The sequence below is a fragment of the Paenibacillus sp. UMB7766-LJ446 genome (assembly GCF_030226665.1).
Lineage (GTDB): Bacteria > Bacillota > Bacilli > Paenibacillales > Paenibacillaceae > Paenibacillus > Paenibacillus vandeheii.
Genome location: NZ_JASOYM010000011.1, coordinates 96606 through 120654, shown reverse-complemented (window position 1 = coordinate 120654; position 24049 = coordinate 96606). Strand labels below are relative to the sequence as shown.

General features: G+C 39.2%; 18 protein-coding genes. 15 read left to right on the top strand and 3 right to left on the bottom strand.

Annotated features, from left to right (window positions below; genetic code table 11):
- Window positions 1–7 precede the first annotated feature (7 nt).
- The 3 genes from QP794_RS23910 to QP794_RS23900 all read left to right on the top strand — a co-directional run bounded on the left by QP794_RS23910 (window position 8) and on the right by QP794_RS23900 (window position 3965).
- Window positions 8–652 (top strand): hypothetical protein, encoded by a 645-nt coding sequence (locus QP794_RS23910; protein WP_285079238.1) that lies wholly within the window; start codon window positions 8–10, stop codon window positions 650–652.
- Window positions 653–656: 4 nt separating this feature from the next.
- Window positions 657–3419: a DEAD/DEAH box helicase family protein gene (locus tag QP794_RS23905; protein WP_285079237.1), complete on the top strand. Its 2763-nt coding sequence runs from the start codon at window positions 657–659 to the stop codon at window positions 3417–3419.
- 192 nt (window positions 3420–3611) lie between these two features.
- Window positions 3612–3965 (top strand): hypothetical protein, encoded by a 354-nt coding sequence (locus QP794_RS23900; protein WP_285079236.1) that lies wholly within the window; start codon window positions 3612–3614, stop codon window positions 3963–3965.
- 1471 nt (window positions 3966–5436) lie between these two features.
- Here the strand turns inward: QP794_RS23900 and QP794_RS23895 are convergent.
- Window positions 5437–5985, bottom strand: a complete 549-nt coding sequence (locus QP794_RS23895; RefSeq protein ID WP_285079235.1) for an RsfA family transcriptional regulator — start codon at window positions 5983–5985, stop codon at window positions 5437–5439.
- 310 nt (window positions 5986–6295) lie between these two features.
- On the opposite strand from QP794_RS23895, the gene QP794_RS23890 reads away from it, so the two are divergent.
- Both QP794_RS23890 and QP794_RS23885 read left to right on the top strand, forming a co-directional pair.
- Window positions 6296–7552, top strand: coding sequence for a replication initiation protein (locus QP794_RS23890; RefSeq protein WP_285079234.1), 1257 nt, complete (start codon window positions 6296–6298; stop codon window positions 7550–7552).
- Between the two features lie 76 nt (window positions 7553–7628).
- Window positions 7629–8489, top strand: a complete 861-nt coding sequence (locus QP794_RS23885) for a hypothetical protein (RefSeq protein WP_285079233.1) — start codon at window positions 7629–7631, stop codon at window positions 8487–8489.
- Window positions 8490–8914: 425 nt separating this feature from the next.
- Here QP794_RS23885 and QP794_RS23880 read toward each other — a convergent pair whose 3' ends face one another.
- Both QP794_RS23880 and QP794_RS23875 read right to left on the bottom strand, forming a co-directional pair.
- Window positions 8915–10168 carry a hypothetical protein gene (locus tag QP794_RS23880; protein WP_285079232.1) on the bottom strand — a complete coding sequence of 418 codons (1254 nt, stop codon included), beginning with the start codon at window positions 10166–10168 and terminating at the stop codon, window positions 8915–8917.
- Window positions 10169–10403: 235 nt separating this feature from the next.
- Window positions 10404–10607, bottom strand: a complete 204-nt coding sequence (locus QP794_RS23875) for a hypothetical protein (RefSeq protein ID WP_285079231.1) — start codon at window positions 10605–10607, stop codon at window positions 10404–10406.
- Between the two features lie 307 nt (window positions 10608–10914).
- On the opposite strand from QP794_RS23875, the gene QP794_RS23870 reads away from it, so the two are divergent.
- The 10 genes from QP794_RS23870 (at window position 10915) to QP794_RS23825 (ending at window position 24020) form a co-directional block, all read left to right on the top strand.
- Window positions 10915–11484 carry an Ig-like domain-containing protein gene (locus QP794_RS23870; protein WP_285079230.1) on the top strand — a complete coding sequence of 190 codons (570 nt, stop codon included), beginning with the start codon at window positions 10915–10917 and terminating at the stop codon, window positions 11482–11484.
- A 181-nt stretch (window positions 11485–11665) separates the two neighbouring features.
- Complete coding sequence (locus QP794_RS23865; RefSeq protein ID WP_285079229.1) at window positions 11666–16456, top strand: RHS repeat domain-containing protein; 4791 nt, start codon at window positions 11666–11668, stop codon at window positions 16454–16456.
- A gap of 15 nt (window positions 16457–16471) precedes the next feature.
- Window positions 16472–16747 carry a hypothetical protein gene (locus QP794_RS23860; RefSeq protein ID WP_285079228.1) on the top strand — a complete coding sequence of 92 codons (276 nt, stop codon included), beginning with the start codon at window positions 16472–16474 and terminating at the stop codon, window positions 16745–16747.
- A gap of 266 nt (window positions 16748–17013) precedes the next feature.
- The gene (locus QP794_RS23855) at window positions 17014–17190 is read left to right on the top strand and encodes a hypothetical protein (protein ID WP_285079227.1); all 177 of its coding nucleotides are present in this window, start codon (window positions 17014–17016) and stop codon (window positions 17188–17190) included.
- 107 nt (window positions 17191–17297) lie between these two features.
- Window positions 17298–17429: a hypothetical protein gene (locus tag QP794_RS23850; protein ID WP_285079226.1), complete on the top strand. Its 132-nt coding sequence runs from the start codon at window positions 17298–17300 to the stop codon at window positions 17427–17429.
- Between the two features lie 240 nt (window positions 17430–17669).
- Window positions 17670–17876 (top strand): hypothetical protein, encoded by a 207-nt coding sequence (locus tag QP794_RS23845; RefSeq protein ID WP_285079225.1) that lies wholly within the window; start codon window positions 17670–17672, stop codon window positions 17874–17876.
- 84 nt (window positions 17877–17960) lie between these two features.
- Entirely contained in the window at window positions 17961–18116 is a 156-nt protein-coding gene (locus QP794_RS23840) for a hypothetical protein (protein WP_285079224.1), read from the top strand.
- Window positions 18117–18147: 31 nt separating this feature from the next.
- The gene (locus tag QP794_RS23835) at window positions 18148–18624 is read left to right on the top strand and encodes a CPCC family cysteine-rich protein (RefSeq protein ID WP_285079223.1); all 477 of its coding nucleotides are present in this window, start codon (window positions 18148–18150) and stop codon (window positions 18622–18624) included.
- A gap of 537 nt (window positions 18625–19161) precedes the next feature.
- Entirely contained in the window at window positions 19162–19731 is a 570-nt protein-coding gene (locus QP794_RS23830) for an Ig-like domain-containing protein (RefSeq protein WP_285079222.1), read from the top strand.
- A gap of 173 nt (window positions 19732–19904) precedes the next feature.
- Window positions 19905–24020, top strand: a complete 4116-nt coding sequence (locus QP794_RS23825) for an RHS repeat-associated core domain-containing protein (RefSeq protein WP_285079221.1) — start codon at window positions 19905–19907, stop codon at window positions 24018–24020.
- Window positions 24021–24049 lie beyond the last annotated feature (29 nt).

The window sequence follows — 24049 nt, the reverse complement described above, 5'->3', positions numbered from 1 at the left end:
TATAGACATGAAATTTATGGAGTTTAAACATAAGGATATTTGGGTCAAAGTTCATTCTTCTTTGGTGGTCACACGGGAGGTATACGAGCAGCAACGTAAAATTCGTGAAGAATTAATATATGCGAATGTCATTGATATTGATTCCAGAGTTCAAGCCGTATTTGCTCAATTTCACTCTGCTCGAAAGGTGAGTGATGTGACCTTTGGATTCTCGCATGCTCCAAGTATTGGTGAACTAGACTATGATAAGTCCACATTCTATCTGCGACCAGAAGGGAAGTATAAGCATCTCTCATCTAGGGAAAATGAAACGTTGGTTTCCGGAGTCGTGGTCAATGAAAAAGTTTTACAGCGTCAGCATGATGGCTACATTATTTTTGCTTGGGATGGGAATTTTGAAGAAAAATTGTTCTGGGCTATTGACCGACATTATGAGACTCCATTTTTACCTGAATGGACCGGCTACTTGATGCGGAGATTGCTTGAAGAGAGTCAGCTTAATGTATTGAAAGTTCATGACTTTGATGGTTTGTATCCTGAATTAGTTGTGTATGAGCTTTTAGTAGATGATGAAGTGTTGGATGAGCACGTTTCTCTCGGTTTACGTAACGGCGAGATCCAAATAGAAGAAGATATTCAGGAGGCTCTATAAATATATGGATACTGCAATGCAGAACATGGAACATTCGGCTGAAGTTAGATTGGATGACATACAAAATATCACAGATTATCTTCAAACGTTCGGTGAAGATTTAATTCGAAGGCTAAATGAGGAGTATGTTCCTGTACATCATCCAGGTACAGATGGGCCACTAGAAATTTTAAAACAAATTAAACGTCCTCTATTTAATGCTCAGGCACATGTTACCACAGCTTTACTTAAAGGATTTTCGAAACACAAACGTCTGTTCTTAATCGGGGAAATGGGAACAGGTAAAACATCTGTCTCCATTGCTACATTTTTTGCAGCGTTGTTTTCACTTTTGAATGGCAAAGGTCGAGTGATATATATGGTTCCGAATCATTTGCTAAAAAAAACAGAGCGAGAAATTGGTTTGCTGCTAGAACGGAATGCATATCGTACTCGTATTCTTTCCGGATACCAGGATGTGATTAAGCTTAAGAATAGTGGAGAAATGCTTGCCCCTCCAGAAAAAATGGAAATTTTCATTATCGCTCGTGATACGTGCAAGTTAAGCTACATGTATGAACCAGTTGCACGCTGGATTAAGCGAACGATTAAAAAGAAAATGATCCGAGAAGGTGAACCATATAAAACGGAAAAAACCATTTTCGAAGGTTGGATTTGTCCGGATTGTGGGCAACAACTCATGAAGGAAGAAGAACAAAGTATCGTACCCTTGGAATATCAAGATTTTTATAATAAACATGGGAAGCCTGCTCGAAGAAAGAATAACTTAACTTGTACCAATCAGGTTCGGTTATACAAAAGTGCGGATCCGGAACAAGATGAGTACCGTGTTTGTGGGGCTCGATTGTGGGCTGCGAAAAATAAAAATAAGTCCAACATATCCGGTGAAAAGCTACCCTCAAGTGGTGTAGCCCCTCGTAAAGTTTCACCAGCAGAACTATTTCACCGTTATTTTAAAAATAAATTTGATATTGCCATTGGAGATGAATGCCATGAGCTTACTGGAGGCAGTGCACAAGCACACGCTTTTCATGTTTTAATGGGCTGTGCTAAATACTCATTAGCCATGACAGGGACCCTAATGAACGGATATGCAAGCAACCTATTCGAACTGATCTTCCGGATGTTTCCGCAAAGATTGAAAGCGATGGGGTTCTCATGGGGAGATGTAGGAAAATGGATTGATTTGTATGGCGTGCGTGAAAAAACGACGAAGATTCCAAAGAATGAAGCCTTAAATAGCTCCAGTAATGGGTCTTCCGTCAAAGTCAGCACGAAAGAATTACCGGCTGCAGCTCCACAGTTGTTTACGGATATCTTAAGTGATGTTGCTTGCTTTATCCAGATGGCAGATATGTTTGAAATACTGCCAAAGCTGAATGAAGGTCCGATGTTTATCAGTATGGATGGTCAGCGTAAATTTACAAGTACCGTAACAACGATCAGTAGACGGCCGAGAACAGAGGGTTCTAAAAAATGGACTAAGCCAGTACGAATGTTGGCTCCCTATGGATACTTAGAGCGTAATTTAACTGCAGTTTCTAAGCAGTTGAAAAGAGCTGTTGAAAAAGAGCTCCAAAGTGGGGGACAATCTGTTCTTTTAGGCAGCCTGGTCAATACCCTCTTGTCTTATCCGGATGTCCCTTTTAACTTTGCAGGTGTCTACCATCCTGATACCGGTCAAGAGATTGTTTCCCCCATGTATAGGTTGAGTGATCGATTTATTTATCCGAAAGAGCAGGAGTTATTAAAATTTGTCAAAGCTCGCCTAAAGGTTGGTCGAAAGGTTGGGGTCTATGCGACATATACGGGCAAGATGGGGACTCTAGAGCGATTACTGATGCTACTTGAGGAGCAGGGCATTCGTGCTGCTATTCTTGATTCTAGCGTACCTGGTGTGTTGCGTGAGGAGTGGATCGCTAAAAAGGAACGGGAAGGGATAGAGGTTTTACTGACAAATCCTATGCTTGTAAGTACAGGGCTCGATATGTTAGGATTCCCCTCTTTATTTTTTTATCAGACTGGGCACCGTTTAACAATTGTCCGCCAATCCAGCCGTCGTCATTGGAGAATCGGGCAAAAGGATGTATGTGAAACTGTATACTGTGGTTATAAACATTCGATGCAGGAACTTGCCATCAATTTGATGGCTACCAAAATGAGTGCTGCACTTGCTTTGGAAGGTCAATTTAGTGAAGATGGGTTGTCGGCACTGACTGAAAGTTCTGGTGGTGGCAGCTTGGCTAATGAATTGGCTAAACGGTTTATTGGAAATAAGATTGACGGTGTAGAAAGTGCAGAATCCATTTGGGGAACAATGTCCATCGATGCGAGTCAGTTTCTTGATTCTGCTGAAGAACAGGTTGATGTAGCTGCACGAGATGTATTGAATGCTGATCATAAATACGTTTATGTTGGAGAGTCTCTTGATGAAGCTATTCTTAGCTGGATACACGAACGAGTGCCTCTAGATCTTCGACAACGAATGGAGAGCAGTATTGAGCATATTGTTGAACAAGTAGAATTTGGCGTGAACTGTTTACCTTTTACACAGTCTTCTGTTGGTGTTGAAATGGAATGGAAGCCTGAAGCTATTTTTATGGAGGAGCGGAAATTTAGAAAATGGCTCTTTAGTCTTTCTAAAAAACCTGTAATTGTGACTCCGGATCATGAGCTAAAGTTGACGTTAATCAGTGAAGGGCAGCTCCAATCCAAACGTAAGAAATCGTATAACGTAACGGATGAACAAGTTGCCTTTAATTTTTAAGACTGAGCCTCTTGCGAAAGCAAGGGGTTTTTTCTGTATGAAGGATAGCATAGAACTTCACATTTTTTTTAAAGTTGAGAAGCTGGAGAACCACGGGAGACAAGTGTTTACATCATTATGATTAATTTATTTTTTGATATATGAGTGTTTCGTTATATGATAATTATAAGAGGAATAGGGAGGTTAACTTGTATGATGAAAAAGAAAAAGATTATTCCGACATGCCGGCTTTGTGAGAAATTAAGTGAAGATATGACCCATTGTGCTATTTATGGGCCACTTGGTGTAAATAATGCTGATAATACTGCGCTAGCTGCATCATGTGTGGCATCTGGCGACTACGTTAGACTTCTTCATGCTGTCCCCAATGAATATAATCTTGGTGTTGAAGTCACTCCGATTGAAGAAGAAGCGCGGAGACCGGACGAGTTAAATGATCTTCAGATATTTAATAGTGATGACTTTGAAAATCGTCATGGCATTTCACTTTTAGAGTGGGCAGCAAAAACGTTTCATGTTAAAGAAGATGAGGATCGTGATTCATAATTTTCTTTTACTCCTTTTTTTGTGGCCTTTTATTCGATTAAGCTCAGTATAGTTCAAAATGACCTTTTAATATAAAAGGAATATGTATTCAGTGGCGGGACTGGTATTCATCTATTTTGTTGTAATAGAAGCTGTTCTTTTAGATTTATAGGGAGCGATACTGTGTTTAACCTCTGTTATTTTTTTTATATGACCAGATAAAACACATATCGTATAGAGTATAGACATATGATTAACAAAGGCCACATAAAAGAGGTTAATCAAAATAAGAATAATATATATTATGTGAGAACAGTCTGTTTTACATATATATTTAATGTATTTTATAGTTATTTTTAATTGTTTAATCTGTTTACTAGTTCCGAGAAGCTAGTAAGGAAAAGGGCTGATAGAGTTTAAGGCCACAATAAAGGGAGTACTTAGCCACATAAACGGGAGTAAGATGCCACAGAGAGATGAGGGGGATGGCCACATGGATAGGAGTGTAGTGCCACATGAACAGGAGAGTATATGCCACAATAAAGGGACTTAGGTCTTTGCGAATTAAGTATGAAGTGTGGATAAATGGGATTTAGACTCCTTTTGATGTGGCCCAAATCCTTGTGATAAGTCTAATTAGGAACGAATTACTCCCTTGAATGTGGCCTGTTTGGTTATTAGTTTTCTAATAAACCCTTTAAGTACCGTAGTTTTCTGTAGAATTGAACTATGCAAACAACAGACAGAATTAAATATGTGGACATCCAGCAAACATAGTCCCTTTCTTGTGGCCTTTTAGTATGAGAGACCACATTAAAGGGACTATTTTAATAAATGACGGAGTTTTTAGGGTTTAACTCCTTTTGATGTGGCCTTTTATAATGAAAAGCTACATCAAGAGACATTTTCTCATCAAAATTTACGGTAGCATAAGACTCCCGTTGATGTGGCCGTGATATCAACCTATAGGCCATAATACTCAGCGATAATATCTATACCATAGATAAGTTTTACTTGCATTTACGTAGAAGCAGGGATATATCAATTACAAATACTCCTTTAGTTGTGGCCTTTCACATGAAGGCCACAACTAAAGGAGTATTCAAGTGTCGTTTGCTATGAAACGATGTTATTCGTGTTAGAGGAGGGGCGTAATTAACAGCCTAATGCCTTGAATAATGATCTACCAATCCTGTTAGAGAAGTTTTGGATAGTATAATCACTCCCTTGTGTGTGGCCTTTAAGGAAAAGGGCCACACACAAGGGAGTATTATTAGCGAGCTACATCATTTTTAGCTTAAAGACTCCTTTTCGTGTGGCCTTTCAATTTTTAGAAAAAAAATCTGATCTGAACTCCCTGAGAGGAATAGATTCATTACGACGAAAGAAATACATGTCTAAATAATAATAGTATCCCACACGATGCAAGTGAGTTAAGAGTGGGGCTTATTTAACGGTTTAGGATTCAAGGGGAGAGTTAGGTCTAATCCACTTATCCAGTGTTCTCACTTTTTAATTCTAGTGTGGCTTCCTGTTTTAATAATAAATTTACCTCCTTGAATAGATTTAAGATTGCACCTTGTTTCTCTTCATCAGTCATAGGAGGTATTCCATCAATAAGTTGCCTCAAACGATTGTTTTCTGCAGATAGTTGATCGCTGCTACTTTTAACTTGTTTTAATAATTCAATCAACTCATGAATTCTAACCATCTTTGCTTCATGTGTTGCTTTCAATGTAGCTAGTGTTCGAATGATCGAATCAATATTTAATTCGTCCTCCAGCTGCTGGATGGATAGCTTTTTTGGAGGGTTTACTTTTACCTGTTTTAATTGTTTAGCCTGTAAAATAGCTTGTACATATTTCTTTCTAATCGTGTTATTCCATCTAAATCCACATGCACCAGCCGTTCTGGTTAGTTTCTTTCCTACTTCTTCAAACGCCTTAAGCTGTGTGCTCCCATTACGGATATGATCTAGGATTGTTTCAGCTAAGATTAAATCATCAGCTGTGGACCAAGAATCAGAACGATTAGTATTCATGGTATTCCTTCCTTTCATTACTGCTTAAATGATATATTGTATGGGACCATTTTTACGAATATGCAGTAATAGTTTATAGATTCATTCTTTACTATTCTTAAGTAATTTAAACTTTATAAATAAATGGGATCATACGGATTACTTAGGTCACAATCTAAAAGGGGCGTGAAAATACTCCCGTACGTGTGGCCTTTACAGCAGTTTATCCATCTCCAGAATTTAACAAGTTGAGGCCACACGGAAAGGAGTGGAAAAGTCTCTCGAAACTGTCCTACAATTTAACTATCAAACCAATGTGAGGATATGAACTATGATGGATGATAAGCAGTTAGAGTTTGAATTTGAAGTCGACAACATTTCAGATCATTACATTGTGACGGAATCCAATGCACTTGTTGAAGCCAGGACAAATCTAACACTATATGAAGAGCGACTGATCTATATACTTGCTTCTCGAATCCATCCAGAAGACACAGCATTCAAGACACACATTTTCCGAGTAAAGGATATTGCTGAGAAGCTTGATATTACAGAAAAGAACTTCTATAAACGAGTTCGTGAGATTGTTAGTAGTCTGCAGGATAAGAAAGTGGTCATTGAAGAGAAGAGTATGAATTCGACCTTGTCCGCCCATTGGTTGGCTGCAGCGCGCTACTATCACGGTAAAGGTATGATTGAACTTGAATTTTCCGAAATGCTGCGCCCTTACCTATTGCAGCTTCAACAGAATTTCACAAAATTCAAGCTATGGAATGTGCTTTATCTGAAGAGCTTTTACTCTTCTAAACTATACAAGCTTCTTAAACAGTATCTTCCCCTGCAAAAGCGCAAGTTTACGATGGAACAACTACGGGATAAGCTGGAGATCGATGAAGGGAAATATGTAAGATACAGTCACCTAAAGAATCGGATCTTATTGTCAGCACAGGAGGAACTAGAAGCGAAAACGGATATTAGATTCACCTTTGATGAAGTTAAGCAGGGAGCTAAGGTAGTTGGAATTGTATTTCACATCTTCCCCAATCATAAACAAGAACGCAACGCTCTAAATGATGGTGAATATATTGATCAAGAGGATACAATCGAATTACTTGCCCGGTTTGAAATCAAGAAAAAAATGGCCAAAGAACTTGTATCAAAGTTTGGTGAACAGCATATCCGTGAGAACATCAAGTACGTTTTTGAAAAGAAAAGGAATATAGAAGTGAGCAATATGGCCGGCTATATTATCCGAGCAATTGAAGAAAATTACGCCGATATTCAAAGGCCTTATGATCCGGAAGAGGATGAGAATAGTAAGACCTCTATCCCAATGTTGAATGAAAGAATATCAAGACAAATCGTGTTTTATAATGAGTGTATAAAGTCGGGAGTCCAGACTGAACGTGACGGTACACGCGAGATGCTTTCTAAAATTATGATTGAGATCCACCAAGTATATGAGGAGAGAACACTTTGTAATCAACGCCCACTTGAGGAAGAAGATTTCTACCATGCGTATGCGAAAGAAGCTTTTCGGTTCCTAATGGTACAAATGAATTCTCAGTTGGAATTAGAATTAAATTAAAGTCAGATCTCAATATGGCACTCATGTAATGATTCTTGAGTGCTATATTGTTATACATATTATAAGGAGCAAAAGTGTGAATAAATCTAATTTCGTGTACCTATTTTTCTCGTTTGCTTTTTTGGTTATTTTTATTATTTCACTATTAAGTGAAATCGACGCTAAAGTAATATTAGGTTACTCCATTGCCACCTTTGTTTTTTCGATCATCGATTTGATAAATACAATTCAAGATGGTAGAAGCAGGTTGAACACATTGCGAAAGGATCAGGGTCAGCAGGAAATTCAGGGATACTTTGATTCTGTTAATGAAATTTTTAGAGGAGCTATTGAGTCGGCCCAAATTGAAAAGAAACGTATGAAAGACACTAGAGAAGGGCTTTTCTTTAGATTACTCACCAATGATTTTACTTTTAGAAGCCCTAAATCAGAAGCCAAAAAAATAATAGAACCAGCAAAAGATATCGCTGATATTACGAACAACCTAACATTTGATTATTCAATTTTTCAAAAGCTTACTTCGTCTTTAGAAAGTATGAAGCCAGTAAGGGAAGTTTCTTCCCGTATATCATTATTATTGTTGATGGTATCCTTCGTATTACTTGTTGTTATTCCCTTGTTTCCTGATAATTTTGTTAGTGTTGTGGTAGGTAGTGATTATGAAAAAGTAGGAACGTATATTGTTCTACTCAGTTTAACATTGCTATTCTTCACCTCATTTATGCGAAACTATTATATGGATAAAACCTATGAGATTCAAACTGAGAAGTTCTATAATCTTAAAAGTGAAATGGACAAAATGATACTGAAAATTCAATATGACATCAAAACTTTCGATGAGTCAATGGCAAATTCATCAGAAGAATTTAAACAACTACTCGAGCTTGTTGGAGTGGGGATTACGAAAGAGTTAACAAAAATCAAAAGTGGTGAATAGGTAGTGATTGGATTAATTTGATAATTGTTAATGACAGGATCGCTTAAATTAACCACAAAAATTCATGGACCATAAAGTAAAACCTTGAGAGCATCATTCTCAAGGTTTTTTGATCTACAAAGAATAGCAAATGTACTGAAAGTGATGGCGTTGCCAAAATTGATTAAGGGGAGAGTAGAAAAGTTACTTGTAGTTCAAGCGAGAAAAATGAATATTCTGTAATGATACCCATTACACGTATACACTATTCATCAAAAGATGTACGCAAGAGGATTAAGTCTATACAGGGTAAAGAATGTAAGTAACTCCTACCCTGTACCCTGTACCCTGCATAGAAGTGATAGTAATGAAGGGAACTAATTCTACTATATATAAGTAAAGCCATGGAAATTTATATTGCTGCTTAACTTTCTCATTGTATAACTCTACACGATCCTGCCATCTTCGTGTTGTCGTGCAAACCAGCGAATGGTTTGATTTGCAACAACTTTTAAACATTGCGCAAATTGCTCCATATCATCAATTGGACATTCGTGCCCCTTATATCTGTAATTAGTTTTAGCGTGGGCTATCATATTTCTTGTATCGGATATCGCACTTGCTAGAGTTTCAAGGCTTAGCTTTTTTAGATATCTAGGCGCAATTAATTCAATATCTGATATGTCACAACAAGTTTGAACAGTTAGCTTAATTGCTTGATGATCCTTTGAATGGTTTCTATGTTCATCGTACAGTTTTTCCAGTTCTAAAATAAATGAAGAATCGGGATTTAGAGCTCTAGGACTATACAGCTTTTTTGTTATTGAATCAAGCATCTCTTTTCTTAGTACTGTTTGAGAAACATATTCAATAACTTTTGTGTACGTGAGTATCAAAAATTCAGAATTGTGAATGTCGTTTCCTGAGTTGTAAATTTCTAAAACTTCAGATATTCCCTTTCCCTGAATAAGTGATCTGAGCCTTAAGTTATTATTTTCTTGATTGCTTTCTTCTACATCAATATGGAAGAAATCATACGAAGTCGGTCGGGGTGAAGGGGTTAAATTAAGATTTAAAGTAGTTCCACATTCGAAAATATAAGCTTGGATTAATTCTTCTGCATCTGATAGGTCTATTGAATCTTCCGAATAGATTCTTATGAACAAGTCCTCAGCCAAAATAGGGGGAGTATATTTATCATACATTCTATCCATAATCAACTTCATACCAAAAACTGAAATACCCTGTTCTAAAGTGATGTATACATTTTTGTTTTTCCACATTTGTTCGATAGTGTACTCCGCAGTGCCCAACTCTTCAAATCTAGGTTTTTGGTAATCAACATGTACAAGAATTAAATTAGGAGAAACAAACAGTTTATTGTTATGTATCTTACCTTGTACGACATATTGAAAGACTTCATCAAGTTTCTCTAAAGAAAACAATTTGTAATCATTTGAGAATAATTCGAACTCATCCCCAGGTTCAAATTCAACCCCTATTACGAATTCGTTTGTGACTAACAAATCTTCGCTTATTAGAGAAGAGATAGATTCAATTATATTTTCCAAATCTATTTTTTCGTTATCAATACTATCACCACTAGTGTAAGCAAAGAAAAAAATAATCTGGTGTTTTTTTAAATGTGTAACCACTCTCTTGAAGCTTTCTTCGGTCAGTGAGGTGTCAAATCTTAACATAGTTTTTCCTCCAGTTGAAGCTAATGAATGTAGCTAACCTCTTGTTTATTGATGTAAAGCAAAGGTATTTGTAGCGCGATTAAGTGCGTCAAATAAGTACTTCTTTATTGATTATTTTGATCCATGAAGAAGTCTACTTGTTGTCCACATTTAATCTGCAGTGCATCCAGACACAAGTTTCTTCGAAGCAACCATTTCAGTACTCCTTAATATAGGAATCAATTAACAAAATATCTCATCCAGCATATTTAAACGTACAGATCTCACGCATATAGCGTTCGCCTTTCACAGCAACACTAACCTCTGTGATATCTTCGATCACTCCACTACCAATGAGCTCCGTGCCGATAAAAACAACAATGGGAGTCCGGTCAATAAGTGCAGTATAAAGTTGAATGTCGGAAGTCAAAGAACGCATGAATCGGGATTTTGAACGCATAGATACACTCCTTTCGTTATAAGTTATATAAGAACTTCGATAAATATAGTCCATTTCCTGTAATATTAGCGCGGATGGAGCAGTAAGAAGAAAAAGAAAGAAAAAGAAAGAAAAAGTGCAATACAAGTAAACCTTAAAAAAGCGTCTCTGATAAATTATTTCAGAGGCGCTTCTTTTGTGATCAATACTCATAAAATATAATATGATTTTTTTATTTGTAACGACAAATTCTGATAGTAAACTACAAATATTGTTTTCTATAATGGTATTTATCCAATCATTCTGTCGTTAAGAGGAGGAAGAACTTTTGCAAAACAAAAGAAAAAGAAATTGGAAATATTGGACTGGGTCATGCGTGTTGAGTTTAGGGGTACTGTGCCTGGCTTCATCTGTACAGGCGGCAGGGAAAATGACATATGTATATGATGCTAATAATCGGATGACATCTGCTACGACATCTGAGGGAGTCATATATAACTATGAGTATGATAACAACGGTAATCTGTTACGAATTACTAAGAGCATGCCTCCGGCGATTGGGAAACTTGAATCTGTAACATATATTTCATCAGGAAAAGTGAGTATCAAGGGATGGGCGCTAGACAAAAGTGGTGTGAAATCAATCCAGATTTATTTAGGAAGAATTCCTATGGGGGACGCCACGTATGGTAAGCAGCGTGATGATATTCTTAAAGCATATCCTGCCTACTCTAATGGTAATGCAGGTTATGAATATATATTCACAAATTTTCCAACCACACCTGGGACATACACCATTAAAGTTGTTCAAATCGGAAATGATGGAACTCAAAAGGAATACCTAGAGGACATCGAGATCCCAGAAGTATCAACGAATCCTCCGCCTCCAGATATGTAAGGGTAATAAATGTACACCACTTTTGTAATATCTTACGTTACCATCTCCATAAATTGGAGCACGACATGTTGCAACTTCTTCTCGTAACAACATGTTTAACAGTAATCTAACTGATGCATGTATAGCAACGTAACACTGATGTTAAAAACCAATCATCCGTTACTAAAAAAAGGAGAAGTATATGAAAAAGAATTTATCCGTAAGAAAAGTTATCAGTGCGATACTCGTACTAACCATGTTATTCTCTTTACTTGCAGCGTATGAAGTACCATTTGGAAGTTCTAGAGTAACCGCTGCACAGGATGTCAATCTAACAGAAGATGATTTCACAGAGTCCTCAATACCTTTGGAAGATCTTATCTCAATTAGTTCGGTTGCTGAGCTATTTGGAGTAGAAAGTGATTGGATAGTATCGGAAATGAGTAAAGGGTACGATCTCAGTGACATTTATCAAGGGTTGAATGTACAGCAATCTGGTGGTGATTACGAGGAGTATCTAAAAAATAAGTATCCAAATAGAGAAATCACCGCATACGAAATCCATCAGGAAGAACTTGCACAGTTGGAGAATCAATTAACAGCAGAAGAGAAGGAAGACTTTCGACAACAGTCCACTGCTTCTTCTTCAATCATGGCAACTCAATCTGGAGCGTATGATAAAATTGCCATCCAACGGGCTAAACTTAAATACGATCAGGCTCCATATAGTATAGGTGATGCAACTGGTGGCATCTCCATGACGGATTCATCACTTAACATCCGAGTAACTGACTTGGTTCTCCCTGGACCAAATGGAATGGACTTTGCACTTACGCGAGTGTACAACAGTGCAGCTGGGAAAGATGATATTTATTTTGCTGAGGGCGAAGGGGGTTTGTACGGTAATCACACTCGTATTTCTATAGATGATGAACGTTTTCAGCTCGGAAAAGGTTGGTCCTGGGATATCTCTTATTACAGCACAAATGAAAATAGACTTCATATCGCTGGTATGGGCTCATTTATGCGTTCGGAACATTCTGGGAGTGGCCTTGAAGGGATGCCCTATCCCTATATTGTATTTGCAGAGACTTCCCCTCCTGTAGGAGGAAACTCAGATATACGATACGTCCTTGAGAATTTTCAGGAGGATACCCGTCAATACTTCGATGGAATGGGTAACCTTGTTGAGATCCGAGATGCTTCAGGTAATCGTATTGTATTAACTTACAGTTATATGGGACGATACGCTTGGCCAGTACTTCAAACCGTGATGACCGTATCTGCTGATGATAAAAATCGAAATTATCTTACACTTGAATATCAGGAAAACACAAAAACGATTCGGGCATCGGTAGGAAACCGGGCAGTTACTTACAAAAAGACACAATTACCTTATACTACGAATTCGGTTAAAAGGGACGTATTAAGCGAAGTTATAGATCCCCTTGGTCGATCTACAAAGTATACATACACCCAGTACAGTCAGCTTCCATTTAATCTTTTTGAGTCCTACAAAGACTTTACAGGTACCATGCGCCTGTTGTACTGGGGATGGCAAGACTGGGTTTTCCTTTCTGCTATTGAACATCCAAATAAAGCGATCACACAATATAGCACAGGCATGTATTCCATTCATACGGGGGAATATGCTGTTGAGACAGCGGTAACTTACTCCGCGATTAACAATTCTTACAGTTCCTCTTCAGCTACGGAGACTAGAAAAACAACATCCTTTGTAGAGACCACCTACTTCGATAAAAATGCTCACGGTCAAGATGTAACATTCTCCACCTATACAACGGAAGGTCCTTTCGAAAGTAAATACACATTTAAGCGTAAGTACTGGGGAGATAACACGCCTGACACCTTCTATTTGCAAAAGAAAACGTTGAAACCGATAGAGGGTTCCGTTGCGGAGAAGGTAAGTACGTATACGTATGATGAATCTAAACGAATACCTGAACCAACTACCATAGATGAATATAGTTTTGGGGAGTCTGGTTTACTGATTAGAAGTCAGAAAAAACAGACGTTGGATTCATTCGGCTTAGTTTCTTCCATAACCGATGCTACTGGTGCAACTACAATGATTACCAATGATGTCGTATCAAGTAATAACCGGATTGCCCCAACTCAAGTTGTTGTACCTATTAGTTCAACTGAGAGTTTAATAACAACCTATACGTATGATGTTAAGAAAGGATATTTGTTAACAGCCTCATCCAAAAACAAAGCTGGTACCCTTCTTGAACAAACCACTTACGAATATGATGCGAATGGAAATGTAAAGAAAGTCACCCTTAAAGGTAGTGGGAAGGACACAGTAGTTGAGCAGACTTTTGATCAGGCGTCCAAAGGGTTCTTTTTGACGGGTCAATCAGTTCATACAACTCATTCAACTGGAGAAGTGCAGACAAGACATGTCCAGGCAGCTTACGATCCTCTTAATGGTTTACAGCAATCATTTACGGATGGTAACGGAAATGTGACCTCTTACAACTACGACGCACTAGGACGTATAACTGCTGAAGTATACCCAGACGCTTCCCGAATGTCAGTGACATATAATGACGAATTGAATTCCGTGACCATCACTGATCCGACAGGTATAACAAGAAGTCTGCTTTATACCCCACTTGGAGACTTAAATTCAGAAAGATATGACCGTGGTTCCACCACATACCGTTACGACTCATACGGTAGATTAATGAGAAAGCTGGACTATAACGGAGGAAGCCTTTCCTATCAGTATGACCCATGGAGCCGGATCTCTATGGAGATATTTGGAATTGGTGCAAATAGATACGAGTATGATGATGTAAATCGGATAAAGAGTATTACGGATGGAGCAGGGATAGTAATCAGAGAAAGCTACGATTCTTTGGACAGAATTACTACAAAAGAAGAAGTTCGTCCAGCAGGAAATGTGGTGATTAACAAAACGTCCTATGATTATGCTGGCAATGTAACTTCTCTTACAGATGCTAACAATCAATCCACTAAGTACACTTACGACGCTTTGAGTCGTTTGGAGACGGTCACCGATCCTTTGGGGCAAATGACAAAATATACGTATGACCTACAGGGGAATCTGACTAAAAAGCGTTATGCAGATGGTCAAGAAATGGTATACGAGTATGACGAGATTGGTCGATTGCTCAAACAAACTGATCCGCTAGGTCAATATGAAGTCTTTCGTTATGACGGGGCAGATCAGTTGATAAGTCATATCGATCGAATGGGGCATGAGCAGACAAACACGTATAATAGTCGTGGATTCATGACGAGTCAGTCAAGCCCAGATGAGACTGTAAACTACGATTATGACACTGCTGGAAGACGAATTTTGATGACTGATACGACAGGTACAACGAGTTACTCTTACGATTCCAGTGGTGATCTCTCTCAAATTACGTATCCAGATGGTGCTACACTTGCTTTTTCTTATGAAGAAAGAGGCCTCCGGACGCAACAAGAGTTTACTTTACGCAATTACCAATTAAAAGTAGAGCAAAACTACCTAACTCCTTTACCACTTGTATCTGGTTTAAATGTAAAGGATAGTGGAGATACAGTTCTGGGTGCTTATACGTACTCTTACCGAAGTAATCAAAGTCTAACTCAAATCAAAACGAATGACGGGTTGGAACAATCTTATGTATATACTGGTTTGAATTTGACAGGTCTTAGCCAAAGTCAAAACGGGACACCGTTTGGTAATTATGCATATAGTTATGACAACAATAGAAGTATACTCTCTAAAACAGATAATGGAGATACTTCTACGTTTACCTATGATGAACTGGACCGATTAAAGTCATCGAGTTTGTATACAGAAAGTTACAGCTATGATGTACGCGGGAATCGAAAGGAAATGGCAAGTGACCGTCCATTTGATCCACGTCTAGTTGATTATAACTTTGACCAAAAAAATCGTTTGACTTCTGTAAATACGGAAACCGGAGAAGTCCGCTATCGTTATAACGGCGATGGGTTGTTGGTAGAGCGAACAGGTACTAACGGTTCTAAAACCAGATACTATTATGATGATCGAATGTTGCTTGTAGCAGAAGGGGTAATTGGAACAGACGGAGCGGTCACGATCACAGCAGGTTACGTATACGATGCTAACGGAGAAATTCAAGCTCGTCATGTTCCAGGTGAGTCTGGACTGCAAACCTATTGGAAAAATGGGCATGGAGATATCACAGAGCTTAGAAATGCATCGGGTGACAGGCTTAACCGGTATGCATACGATGTGTGGGGGAACACACTGATTGAAGAAGAGGAGGTATCAAACGTACTACGCTATGCCGGAGAATATTGGGATAGCGAAACAGGTCTTCAGTATTTACGTGCTCGCTGGTATGATCCAAGTGTAGGACGGTTTATCAGCGAAGATACGTTTGAGGGAGATTATACGAATCCGCTGAGTCTAAATCTGTACACGTATGTGGAGAACAATCCGCTTAAATATGTAGACTTTACAGGTGAATCCAAAAGGCCAGCAAAAAATAGCATGGAAGGGTTAGGACACGGTAGCGGAAGTGCTAGTGCAGGGAGAGGCTCCTCAAGCAGAAACATGGGTGGTGGTGGCCGAGGAGGAAGCTCAAGTGGAAGAGGATCAACAAGCAGCAAACCTTCCACTTCTAATAATGGTCAGACGAGTAAAGGGACAGGTAGCTCTTTAAAAAACATTAAGAATTTAGATGATATTCTGACAGACCCAGGTAAATTAAAAGGGGTTAAACCGGATGAGCTTCATAAGTATCTAAAAGAAAATGGCTTTAAACCAGAACCACTAAGCAGCGGTTCCCAAAAAGGAGTTACTTTTGAAAATGGCGGAGGATTTAAAGTGAATTGGGGTGGTGACAGGATACTGCAATACCATCCTGGAAGTAGGCACCATGGTAATGTTCCATATTACAAAATATCTTCTGGCACCACAGGTACAAATCGATATGATATGCAAGGGAATTTAATTAAATAAGTCAGGGTGATTAGTATGGAATTACAAAAAAAAATTGATTCCTTAATTCACGAGTTGAATTTTGAAAGAGTCACTGTAAATGGCATCTCAATGCTACACTATAATGGTAGTTATTACAAAATAAGTTTCATTAAAGGTCTCAATTCATATGTCATCGAATTTGCAAATAATTATGATGAAGCAAAAAAGAACTTGTTTGAGGACGGTGATGTATATCCTGTTTCGTTAGGCGAAGATAGGTTAATCAGTGAATTACATCATGATTTAAATAAATATTATTTGAATAAATAGCAATAGAATGCCCTAAAGTTTCCGACTTTAGGGTGATTTTTTAGTGGCTAATTAATTTGTTCTCTAATTTGTAAACGTGTGTCGTTTTACTTAAGAGCAACAAGACTCCAGTATTTACTGGCTCTCGATGATATTACCTGAGTGTAGGCCGGTTTATCACCGATTATACGAATCCGCTAAGTCTGAACCTGTACATGTATGTAGAGAATAATCCGCTTAAATACGTAGACTTCACAGGTGAATCCAAACGGCCGACTAAAAATACAATGGAAGGGTTAGTACAAGGCAGCGGAAGTGCTAGTGCAGAGAGAAGTGGTTCTGGCGGAAATATGGGTGGTGGTCGAAAGGAAGCTCAAGCGGAAGAACAAGCAGCAAGCCATCTTCATCCAGTAATGGCCAATCTACCAATGGGACTGACAAGGCTTCTAGTGCAAAAGATCTAATTGGGAAAGATTTTGAGGATTACCTAACTAATCAGTTAGGTGGGAAAGGAAGCTTCTCAAAAGGTGGGCGAGTTTTTGATGGTGGAGTCGGGAAATTTAAATCAGATATGGGTGCTAGACTTGAAATTGCAAAACAAAATGATGCCACATATTTTTTATATTCAAATTCACGGATTCCTCAAGCAATAAAGGATTGGCTAACAAAGAAAGGAATTGGTTTTAAGAAATTCTTAGATTAAAGATAGGAGGACTGTACATGTCTGTTTCATCATCAATTGAGATAAGTTTATCAAAGCCACTTTCAAGACTGACTATTCTTCAAAAATTAGAAGAATTCGGTTGGTCGTATAACGATCGGAAAAGTAAGTTATCTGCCAATTGGGGACGAGGATGACTTTGACTGGCAGCACAAAGATATTCCTGTAGAGGAGTTACTAAAGATTTTAGCTATAAAGGATAGTCAAAGTGAATTAATTGGAGTGGCGATAACTTGGAAGGATACTAATATAGGAGGTACTTTTTTAATTAAAGAAAACAATACTATACTTATGAGTCCTGATGTCAATCGAAAAGTTCTTGATGTAGAAAGTTATAATAAAGTAACTGATATAAATTGGTACACAACCAAACTAATACCTGTATTCGGCGAATTATTTGAGTCTATTTCTTATGATGAACATGTATAATGTTCCTACGTTTAAACCTTGAGGCAATGTCCCTAAAGTTTTTTCTTTCGTGTCGAGGGCCAAGTGCGGGAGTTGCAGTACTATGTGACTAATGGTCATGGAGATATCACCGAGATCCAGGATACATCCGGAAAAATCTTGAATGAGTACACGTATGATATTTTGAGAAATCCGGAAAAGACAATAGTAACCGTGCCTAATATCCTCCGTTATGGGATAGCCGTCCTGATGATGCTGTAATCTTATTACTAAGAGGGATGGGATTAATTGAATGAGAAATATATCGAGAGAAAAGTGTTTTGAATTAATAAGCTCAGTACGTGATCTTGTTGAAAAAGAGATAGATTTGCCCAAATATTTTGAAGAAGGTTCTTCAAACATTAATATGGAACTAAGTGAGGTGGATCTCCAAGGAGTGAGTAATGGATATTTATCAGAAATTGTTTATGCTATTACAGGATATGAAGTTGAAGTTATTGGTGAAGTAGAAGAATTGTTTCCATGCCCTTGTTGTGGTTTAAAAACCCTAACAGAACTTTATGATAAGACTGCAGGAACAGGTTATGATATTTGTCCATATTGCGAGTGGCAAGATGATGGAACTACGGATATAAATTCATACAGGTCTATTAATAAGGGGAGTATAGCAAATTATCTTAATAAACTCCGAATAAATCCTAATAAGTACTATAAGAACAAATGGCTCAATGGGGAAGGTAATGATTATCAGAAAGATGTTTCAAAATAACTGGTTACCCATAACGAATAACACAGTTAGCCTATTGAGTCTCCATTTCGATTATACACACATATAATTACTATATTAAAACCTTGAGAGCATCATTCTCAAGGTTTTTTCTTACTCAGTCCATATTTAATGCAATGCATCCGAGAAATTGCCGACCTTACTTATAGTAGAAATTGATAAGCGCTAACACTTAAGTCACAGCCAGGAACTATTCTCCGGAAAGCGTTGCAGTACTATGTGACTAATTCCTGGGAAACGGTTGGGCTAAGCGGAAGAGATCTTCAAGCGTAGATTTTCAATACTGTTCATAAAAATCCATTTAATATGTATCATTATCAAAGCTCTTTCTATACTTGATTTTTAAGTAGGAAAGGGCTTTTACTTACTCAAATAAAGATAAAAGTCTTCATAATTTCTGACCTTTTCTTGTAAGGTATTTTTTTATTTCTGACGACAAATTATGATAGCAAATTACAAATATTGTCTTCTATAATGATATTTATCCAATCATTCTGTCATTAAGAGGAGGAAGCACTTTTGCAAAACAGTAAAAAAAGAAAATGGAAATATTGGGTAGGGTCTTGCGTGTTGGGTTTAGGCGTACTATGCCTCGCTTCATCTGTACAGGCAGCAGGAAAAATGACATATGTGTATGATGCCAACAATCGGATGACATCTGCTACGACATCTGAAGGAATCAAATATAACTATGAATATGATAAGAACGGTAATCTGTTACGAATTACCCAAAACATGCCTCAGGCGATTGGGAAACTTGAATCTGTAACATATATATCATCAGGAAAAGTGAGTATCAAGGGATGGGCACTAGACAAAAGTGGTGTGAAATCAATCCAGATTTATTTAGGAAGAATTCCTATGGGGGACGCCACGTATGGTAAGCAGCGTGATGATATTCTAAAAGCATATCCTGCCTATTCTAACAGTAATGCAGGTTATGAATATACGTTTACAAATTTTCCAACCACTCCTGGGACATACACCATTAAAGTTGTTCAAATTGGAAATGATGGAACTCAAAAAGAATACCTAAAGGACATCGTGATCCCAGAAGTATCAACGAATCCTCAGCCTCCAGACATGTAAGGGTTGTAATTATACTTGCCTGCAATAGTCTAAAAAAACAATCTATTTAGGGAGAGATAGAAGAAATGAAAAAAGGTTTATCCATCCTTCTGATAGTTACTTTTGTAATATCTATGTTACTCCCGCCAGAACTGGGAGTACAACGAGCTGATGCTTCTTCTTCTCATAACAACATGTCAAACAGCACTGTAACTGATGCTGTTTATACCGACGTAACACTGAATCCTTCTATTGATCCCAATGATCTCATTACGATTTCAACCGTATCCGAACGGTTCCAGGTGGAACGGGATTGGATCATCTTCGAACTGGGAAAAGGTTACGCTTTGAATGATATTTATCAAGCATTGCTTGCTCAGGAACAAGGTGGTTCCTACGAGTCAAGCATGCAAGAAAAATATCCGAGTTTGACTGCTACGTCATTTGCTGAGATCGCTGAACCATTTGATCTTGAACCAGGATCTTTGGGTCGGGCCGATGAACCTTCGGTAACCGATGTTACATACAGTATGTTACCTGATCAAGCATCCGTGACAGATGAGGTATACATATCTTCTGATATCTCAACGATGGCTGCAAACGGATTTGATGATATTGCCCTTCAGCGTCAATCTATTAAGTTTGATCAGGCTCCCTACGGAGTAGGTTCTGTCAATGACAGCATATCTACAAGTGATGGCTCACTAAATATGAGCGTAGTAGATCTCGTAATGCCAGGAGCCAATGGCCTCGATTTCACTTTGCGACGTAAATATGATAGTTCGCTAGGGAAAGATCAGATCTATGCACGTGTTTCCCCCGATTTTCAGAACGTGACAACCTCTACAACAGAGGAGTATAAGTTCCCTCTAGGAAAAGGTTGGATCTGGGATCTTCCCTATGTCAAGCATGATAACGGTGGAACTTTTGTCCACATTCCCGATATGGGTACCTTTGCCCAATCCGAGTTTGAATACAGCGGATTAGCCGGATATCCATGGGAAAATATCGATTTTGGACTCCTCCATACTGAAATTTTTGCAGGCGGCGAAAAAGCCCATTACGTTTTTAAAGACTATAACACGGGTATCGTTCATTACTTTGCACAGAATGGAGATATTCTACTGACGCAAAACCAGTTTGGTAATCGCATAGAATACTTCTATACGACATCGTTTGAGTTTGGAAATGTATTAACTTTTGTGAGAACTCAAGCTGGGCCTAATCAACCAGCACAGATGATGGACATCTCCTACAGTTCAAATGAAGTCAAAGCTTCCTTCAACGACCGGGTGGTTACCTATAAGAAAAGGAATGTCACGAGCAATAATCGTACCCAAAGCCTCCTTGATGAAGTTATCGATGCGGGAGGGAGATCAACAAAGTATGGATATCTTCGTTGGAATGCTCTTCCTTTTAATTTAATTGATCACTTCAAGGATTACACAGGAGAAAATCAGCAGGTTTATTGGGGGCATAATGACTGGCTCGTTTTGGCTTCCATTGAGCATCCAACGAAAGCTATGACACAATACACGTTTAGTGGAACTGTGCTTCGAAAACTGGGACCAACGGGTGCTGAGACTCAGCCGCGATATGGACAGCGCAAAGTATTCTATAGCACAGCAGGACAAGAAGTATCAAACCAAATTAATGTAACTTATAGCGGCGATATTGGTGCGGTCTACGGACAAAACAATACCTTTACTACTACGGTGGATGACGGGCTGACTCGATCCGAATATAGTTTTAAGAAGCAATACATCGCCCATAACAAGCCAGACGTGGTGTACAATACGCAAATCAGCACCCGAGCTTTGGAAGGGAATCAGAGACGAGTTACTGCATATACGTATAATGAAGCAGCCTACCGAAATGTACCGACCCGGATTGAAGAACGCTCCTATGATACGGCCGGTGCTTCTAGTGCGGCAGTGACTACATTCCAGTATAACGACTGGGGACATGTCACTTCTCAAACGGATCCACTTGGAGGCACTGTGAAGTCTACTTACGAGATGAAGTTCTTCAGCGGGTATGACTTATCTCCTGTGAATGTACTTACCCAGCGTAGCGAAACCGGTGGCAATAACGGACTTGCAACAACAAACTTTACTTATAACTCGGTTACCGGGTCGTTAACACAATCGGTGACGCGGGATAGTCAAAGCAATCTTTTGGCTCAAACTAATTATCAATATGATAGTTATGGTAATCCGATTTTTTTCCAACTCAAGGGAGAAACGGCTGATACTGTGGTGCGTCAGCAATTTGCTTATAAATCCATGCAGCCTACCCAGCAAGAGGTAGATGTAACTAATGCCTCTGGAAAAAGTTCTACAATTACCCTACAAGCGGGGTACAATGCGACCGGAGAGATGAATAGCTATACTGACGGGAATCAAAATACGACAACAACAATCTATGACAAACTTGGGCGTGTCATCTCAGAGAAGAATCCAGACGGGACGACTACAACACTCTCCTATGACGACTCTAATAATACCTTGACTGTGACTATGCCGGATCTTAGTAAAACGATATACCGTTTTGACCCGCTAGGCAGGCTGTCTAGTGAGACCAATGAACGAGGTAGCATAGCGTACTCATATGATAAGTACGACCGGATGGTCGCTAAGACAGATGCCGCAGGACAAACTACATCGTATACATACGATGCCTTTGATCGAATTACTCGTGAGCATGATGGGACCTCCACAACTCAAATGACGTATGATGATACGGCTCGTACCCGGACCATTACCGATGGTGAGAATAATCGCATTCGAGAGACCTATAATGTTTTAGGTCAAGTGACCAAAACGGAAGAATTGCGGGCTGCCGGAAACGTTGTTCTAGCTAGCTATTCCTATGATACTAAAGGGAATCTCATCTCTGTTACTGACGGGAACGGCAATCTCACTAAAAATGGATATGATGCTTTATCCCGATTGACATCAGTGACAGATGCAGAGAATAAAAAAACCAGTTATACGTACAGTCTCGGTGGCGACTTAACGAAAGTCACCTATGCAGACGGGAAAACTCTCCAAAAGCGATATGATGAGGTGGGGCGTTTACTGGTACAGACCGATCCTTTGGGTCAATCCACACAATATACGTACGATGCTAATAATAATGTGACAAAGGTACTGGATCGCAAAGGACAGGAACGGACCTATATATACAACAAACGTAACTTCCTGCTTGAAAACCGTGCCAGTGACGGAAAAATCACATTCACTTATGATGCCATGGGTCGGAGAACAAGCATGACTGATACCATAGGAAGCACTCAGTACGGATATACACTTGTTGGCGAGTTGGAGAGCATCAGATATCCAGATGGAGCAACGTTAACGATGGGGTATGATTCCCGAGGTATGAGGACTCGTCAGACCTTCCAGCAAGGTAGTTATAAGCTCAACCTGAGCATGTCGTACAAGGGGGCGTCGGCACTTCCGGAATCCCTGAGTTTGACGAACGGCAGCGGAACGGTCCTCGGTAGCTTTTCCTATACGTATCGTGGTAACAACAGTTTGGCAGAAAAAGGTGCTGGCTCCGGGTGGAAGGAAACCTACACCTACGAGGGTTTGAACCTGAAGGGGCTTGGCCATGCGTTTAAAGAAAAGAATGGTCCAAGCTATACCTACGCCTATGATAACAACCGGAATATTACAAGAAAGACTGATCAAGGGATTGCCTCTCAATTTACTTATGATAAGCTGAATCGAATAAAAACATCTAGCAAGTATGCTGAAACGTATGCTTACGATGCCCGGGATAATCGCAGCAGTCTGGAGAGCAGTAAGGAGTGGAGCCCGCCAGCCGCTATGTCTTATTCCTACGATGCCCGCAACCAGCTGACAGGTGCCACGGTAAACGATCAGACGGTGAGCTACCGTTATAACGGAGACGGTCTGTTGACGGAGCGAAGTGAGGGAGGGCAAACAACCCGTTACTACTATGATGACCATGGAATATTGATAGCAGAAGCTTCGGTAGGCAGTTCTGGAGCGGTGCAGACCACGGTAGGTTATGTATATGATGCGGCCGGGAAGCTGACCGCCCGACAGATAGTCGGAGAGAACCAGCTTCAGTACTATGTAACCAACGGCCACGGGGATGTAACGGAGATTAGAGATGCATCCGGGAACATATTGAACCAATACACTTATGATATTTGGGGCAATCCAGAAACGACAAAGGAGACCGTACAGAATTCCTTACGATATGCCGGTGAATATTGGGATGAAGTAACAGGACTCCAGTACCTAAGAGCCCGTTGGTACGATCCGAGTATTGGATGATTTCTAAGTGAGGATTCGTACGGAGGTGA

Excerpts from the sequence above, each read along its gene's own strand:
- QP794_RS23895 (WP_285079235.1), bottom strand. The coding sequence starts at position 5,985 with ATGAATACTAATCGTTCTGATTCTTGGTCCACAGCTGATGATTTAATC.
- QP794_RS23900 (WP_285079236.1), top strand. The coding sequence starts at position 3,612 with ATGATGAAAAAGAAAAAGATTATTCCGACATGCCGGCTTTGTGAGAAA.
- QP794_RS23880 (WP_285079232.1), bottom strand. The coding sequence starts at position 10,168 with ATGTTAAGATTTGACACCTCACTGACCGAAGAAAGCTTCAAGAGAGTG.
- QP794_RS23825 (WP_285079221.1), top strand. The coding sequence starts at position 19,905 with ATGTCAAACAGCACTGTAACTGATGCTGTTTATACCGACGTAACACTG.
- QP794_RS23865 (WP_285079229.1), top strand. The coding sequence starts at position 11,666 with ATGAAAAAGAATTTATCCGTAAGAAAAGTTATCAGTGCGATACTCGTA.
- QP794_RS23910 (WP_285079238.1), top strand. The coding sequence starts at position 8 with ATGAAATTTATGGAGTTTAAACATAAGGATATTTGGGTCAAAGTTCAT.
- QP794_RS23850 (WP_285079226.1), top strand. The coding sequence starts at position 17,298 with ATGGGTGCTAGACTTGAAATTGCAAAACAAAATGATGCCACATATTTT.
- QP794_RS23860 (WP_285079228.1), top strand. The coding sequence starts at position 16,472 with ATGGAATTACAAAAAAAAATTGATTCCTTAATTCACGAGTTGAATTTT.
- QP794_RS23835 (WP_285079223.1), top strand. The coding sequence starts at position 18,148 with ATGAGAAATATATCGAGAGAAAAGTGTTTTGAATTAATAAGCTCAGTA.
- QP794_RS23905 (WP_285079237.1), top strand. The coding sequence starts at position 657 with ATGGATACTGCAATGCAGAACATGGAACATTCGGCTGAAGTTAGATTG.
- QP794_RS23875 (WP_285079231.1), bottom strand. The coding sequence starts at position 10,607 with ATGCGTTCAAAATCCCGATTCATGCGTTCTTTGACTTCCGACATTCAA.
- QP794_RS23855 (WP_285079227.1), top strand. The coding sequence starts at position 17,014 with ATGGAAGGGTTAGTACAAGGCAGCGGAAGTGCTAGTGCAGAGAGAAGT.
- QP794_RS23890 (WP_285079234.1), top strand. The coding sequence starts at position 6,296 with ATGATGGATGATAAGCAGTTAGAGTTTGAATTTGAAGTCGACAACATT.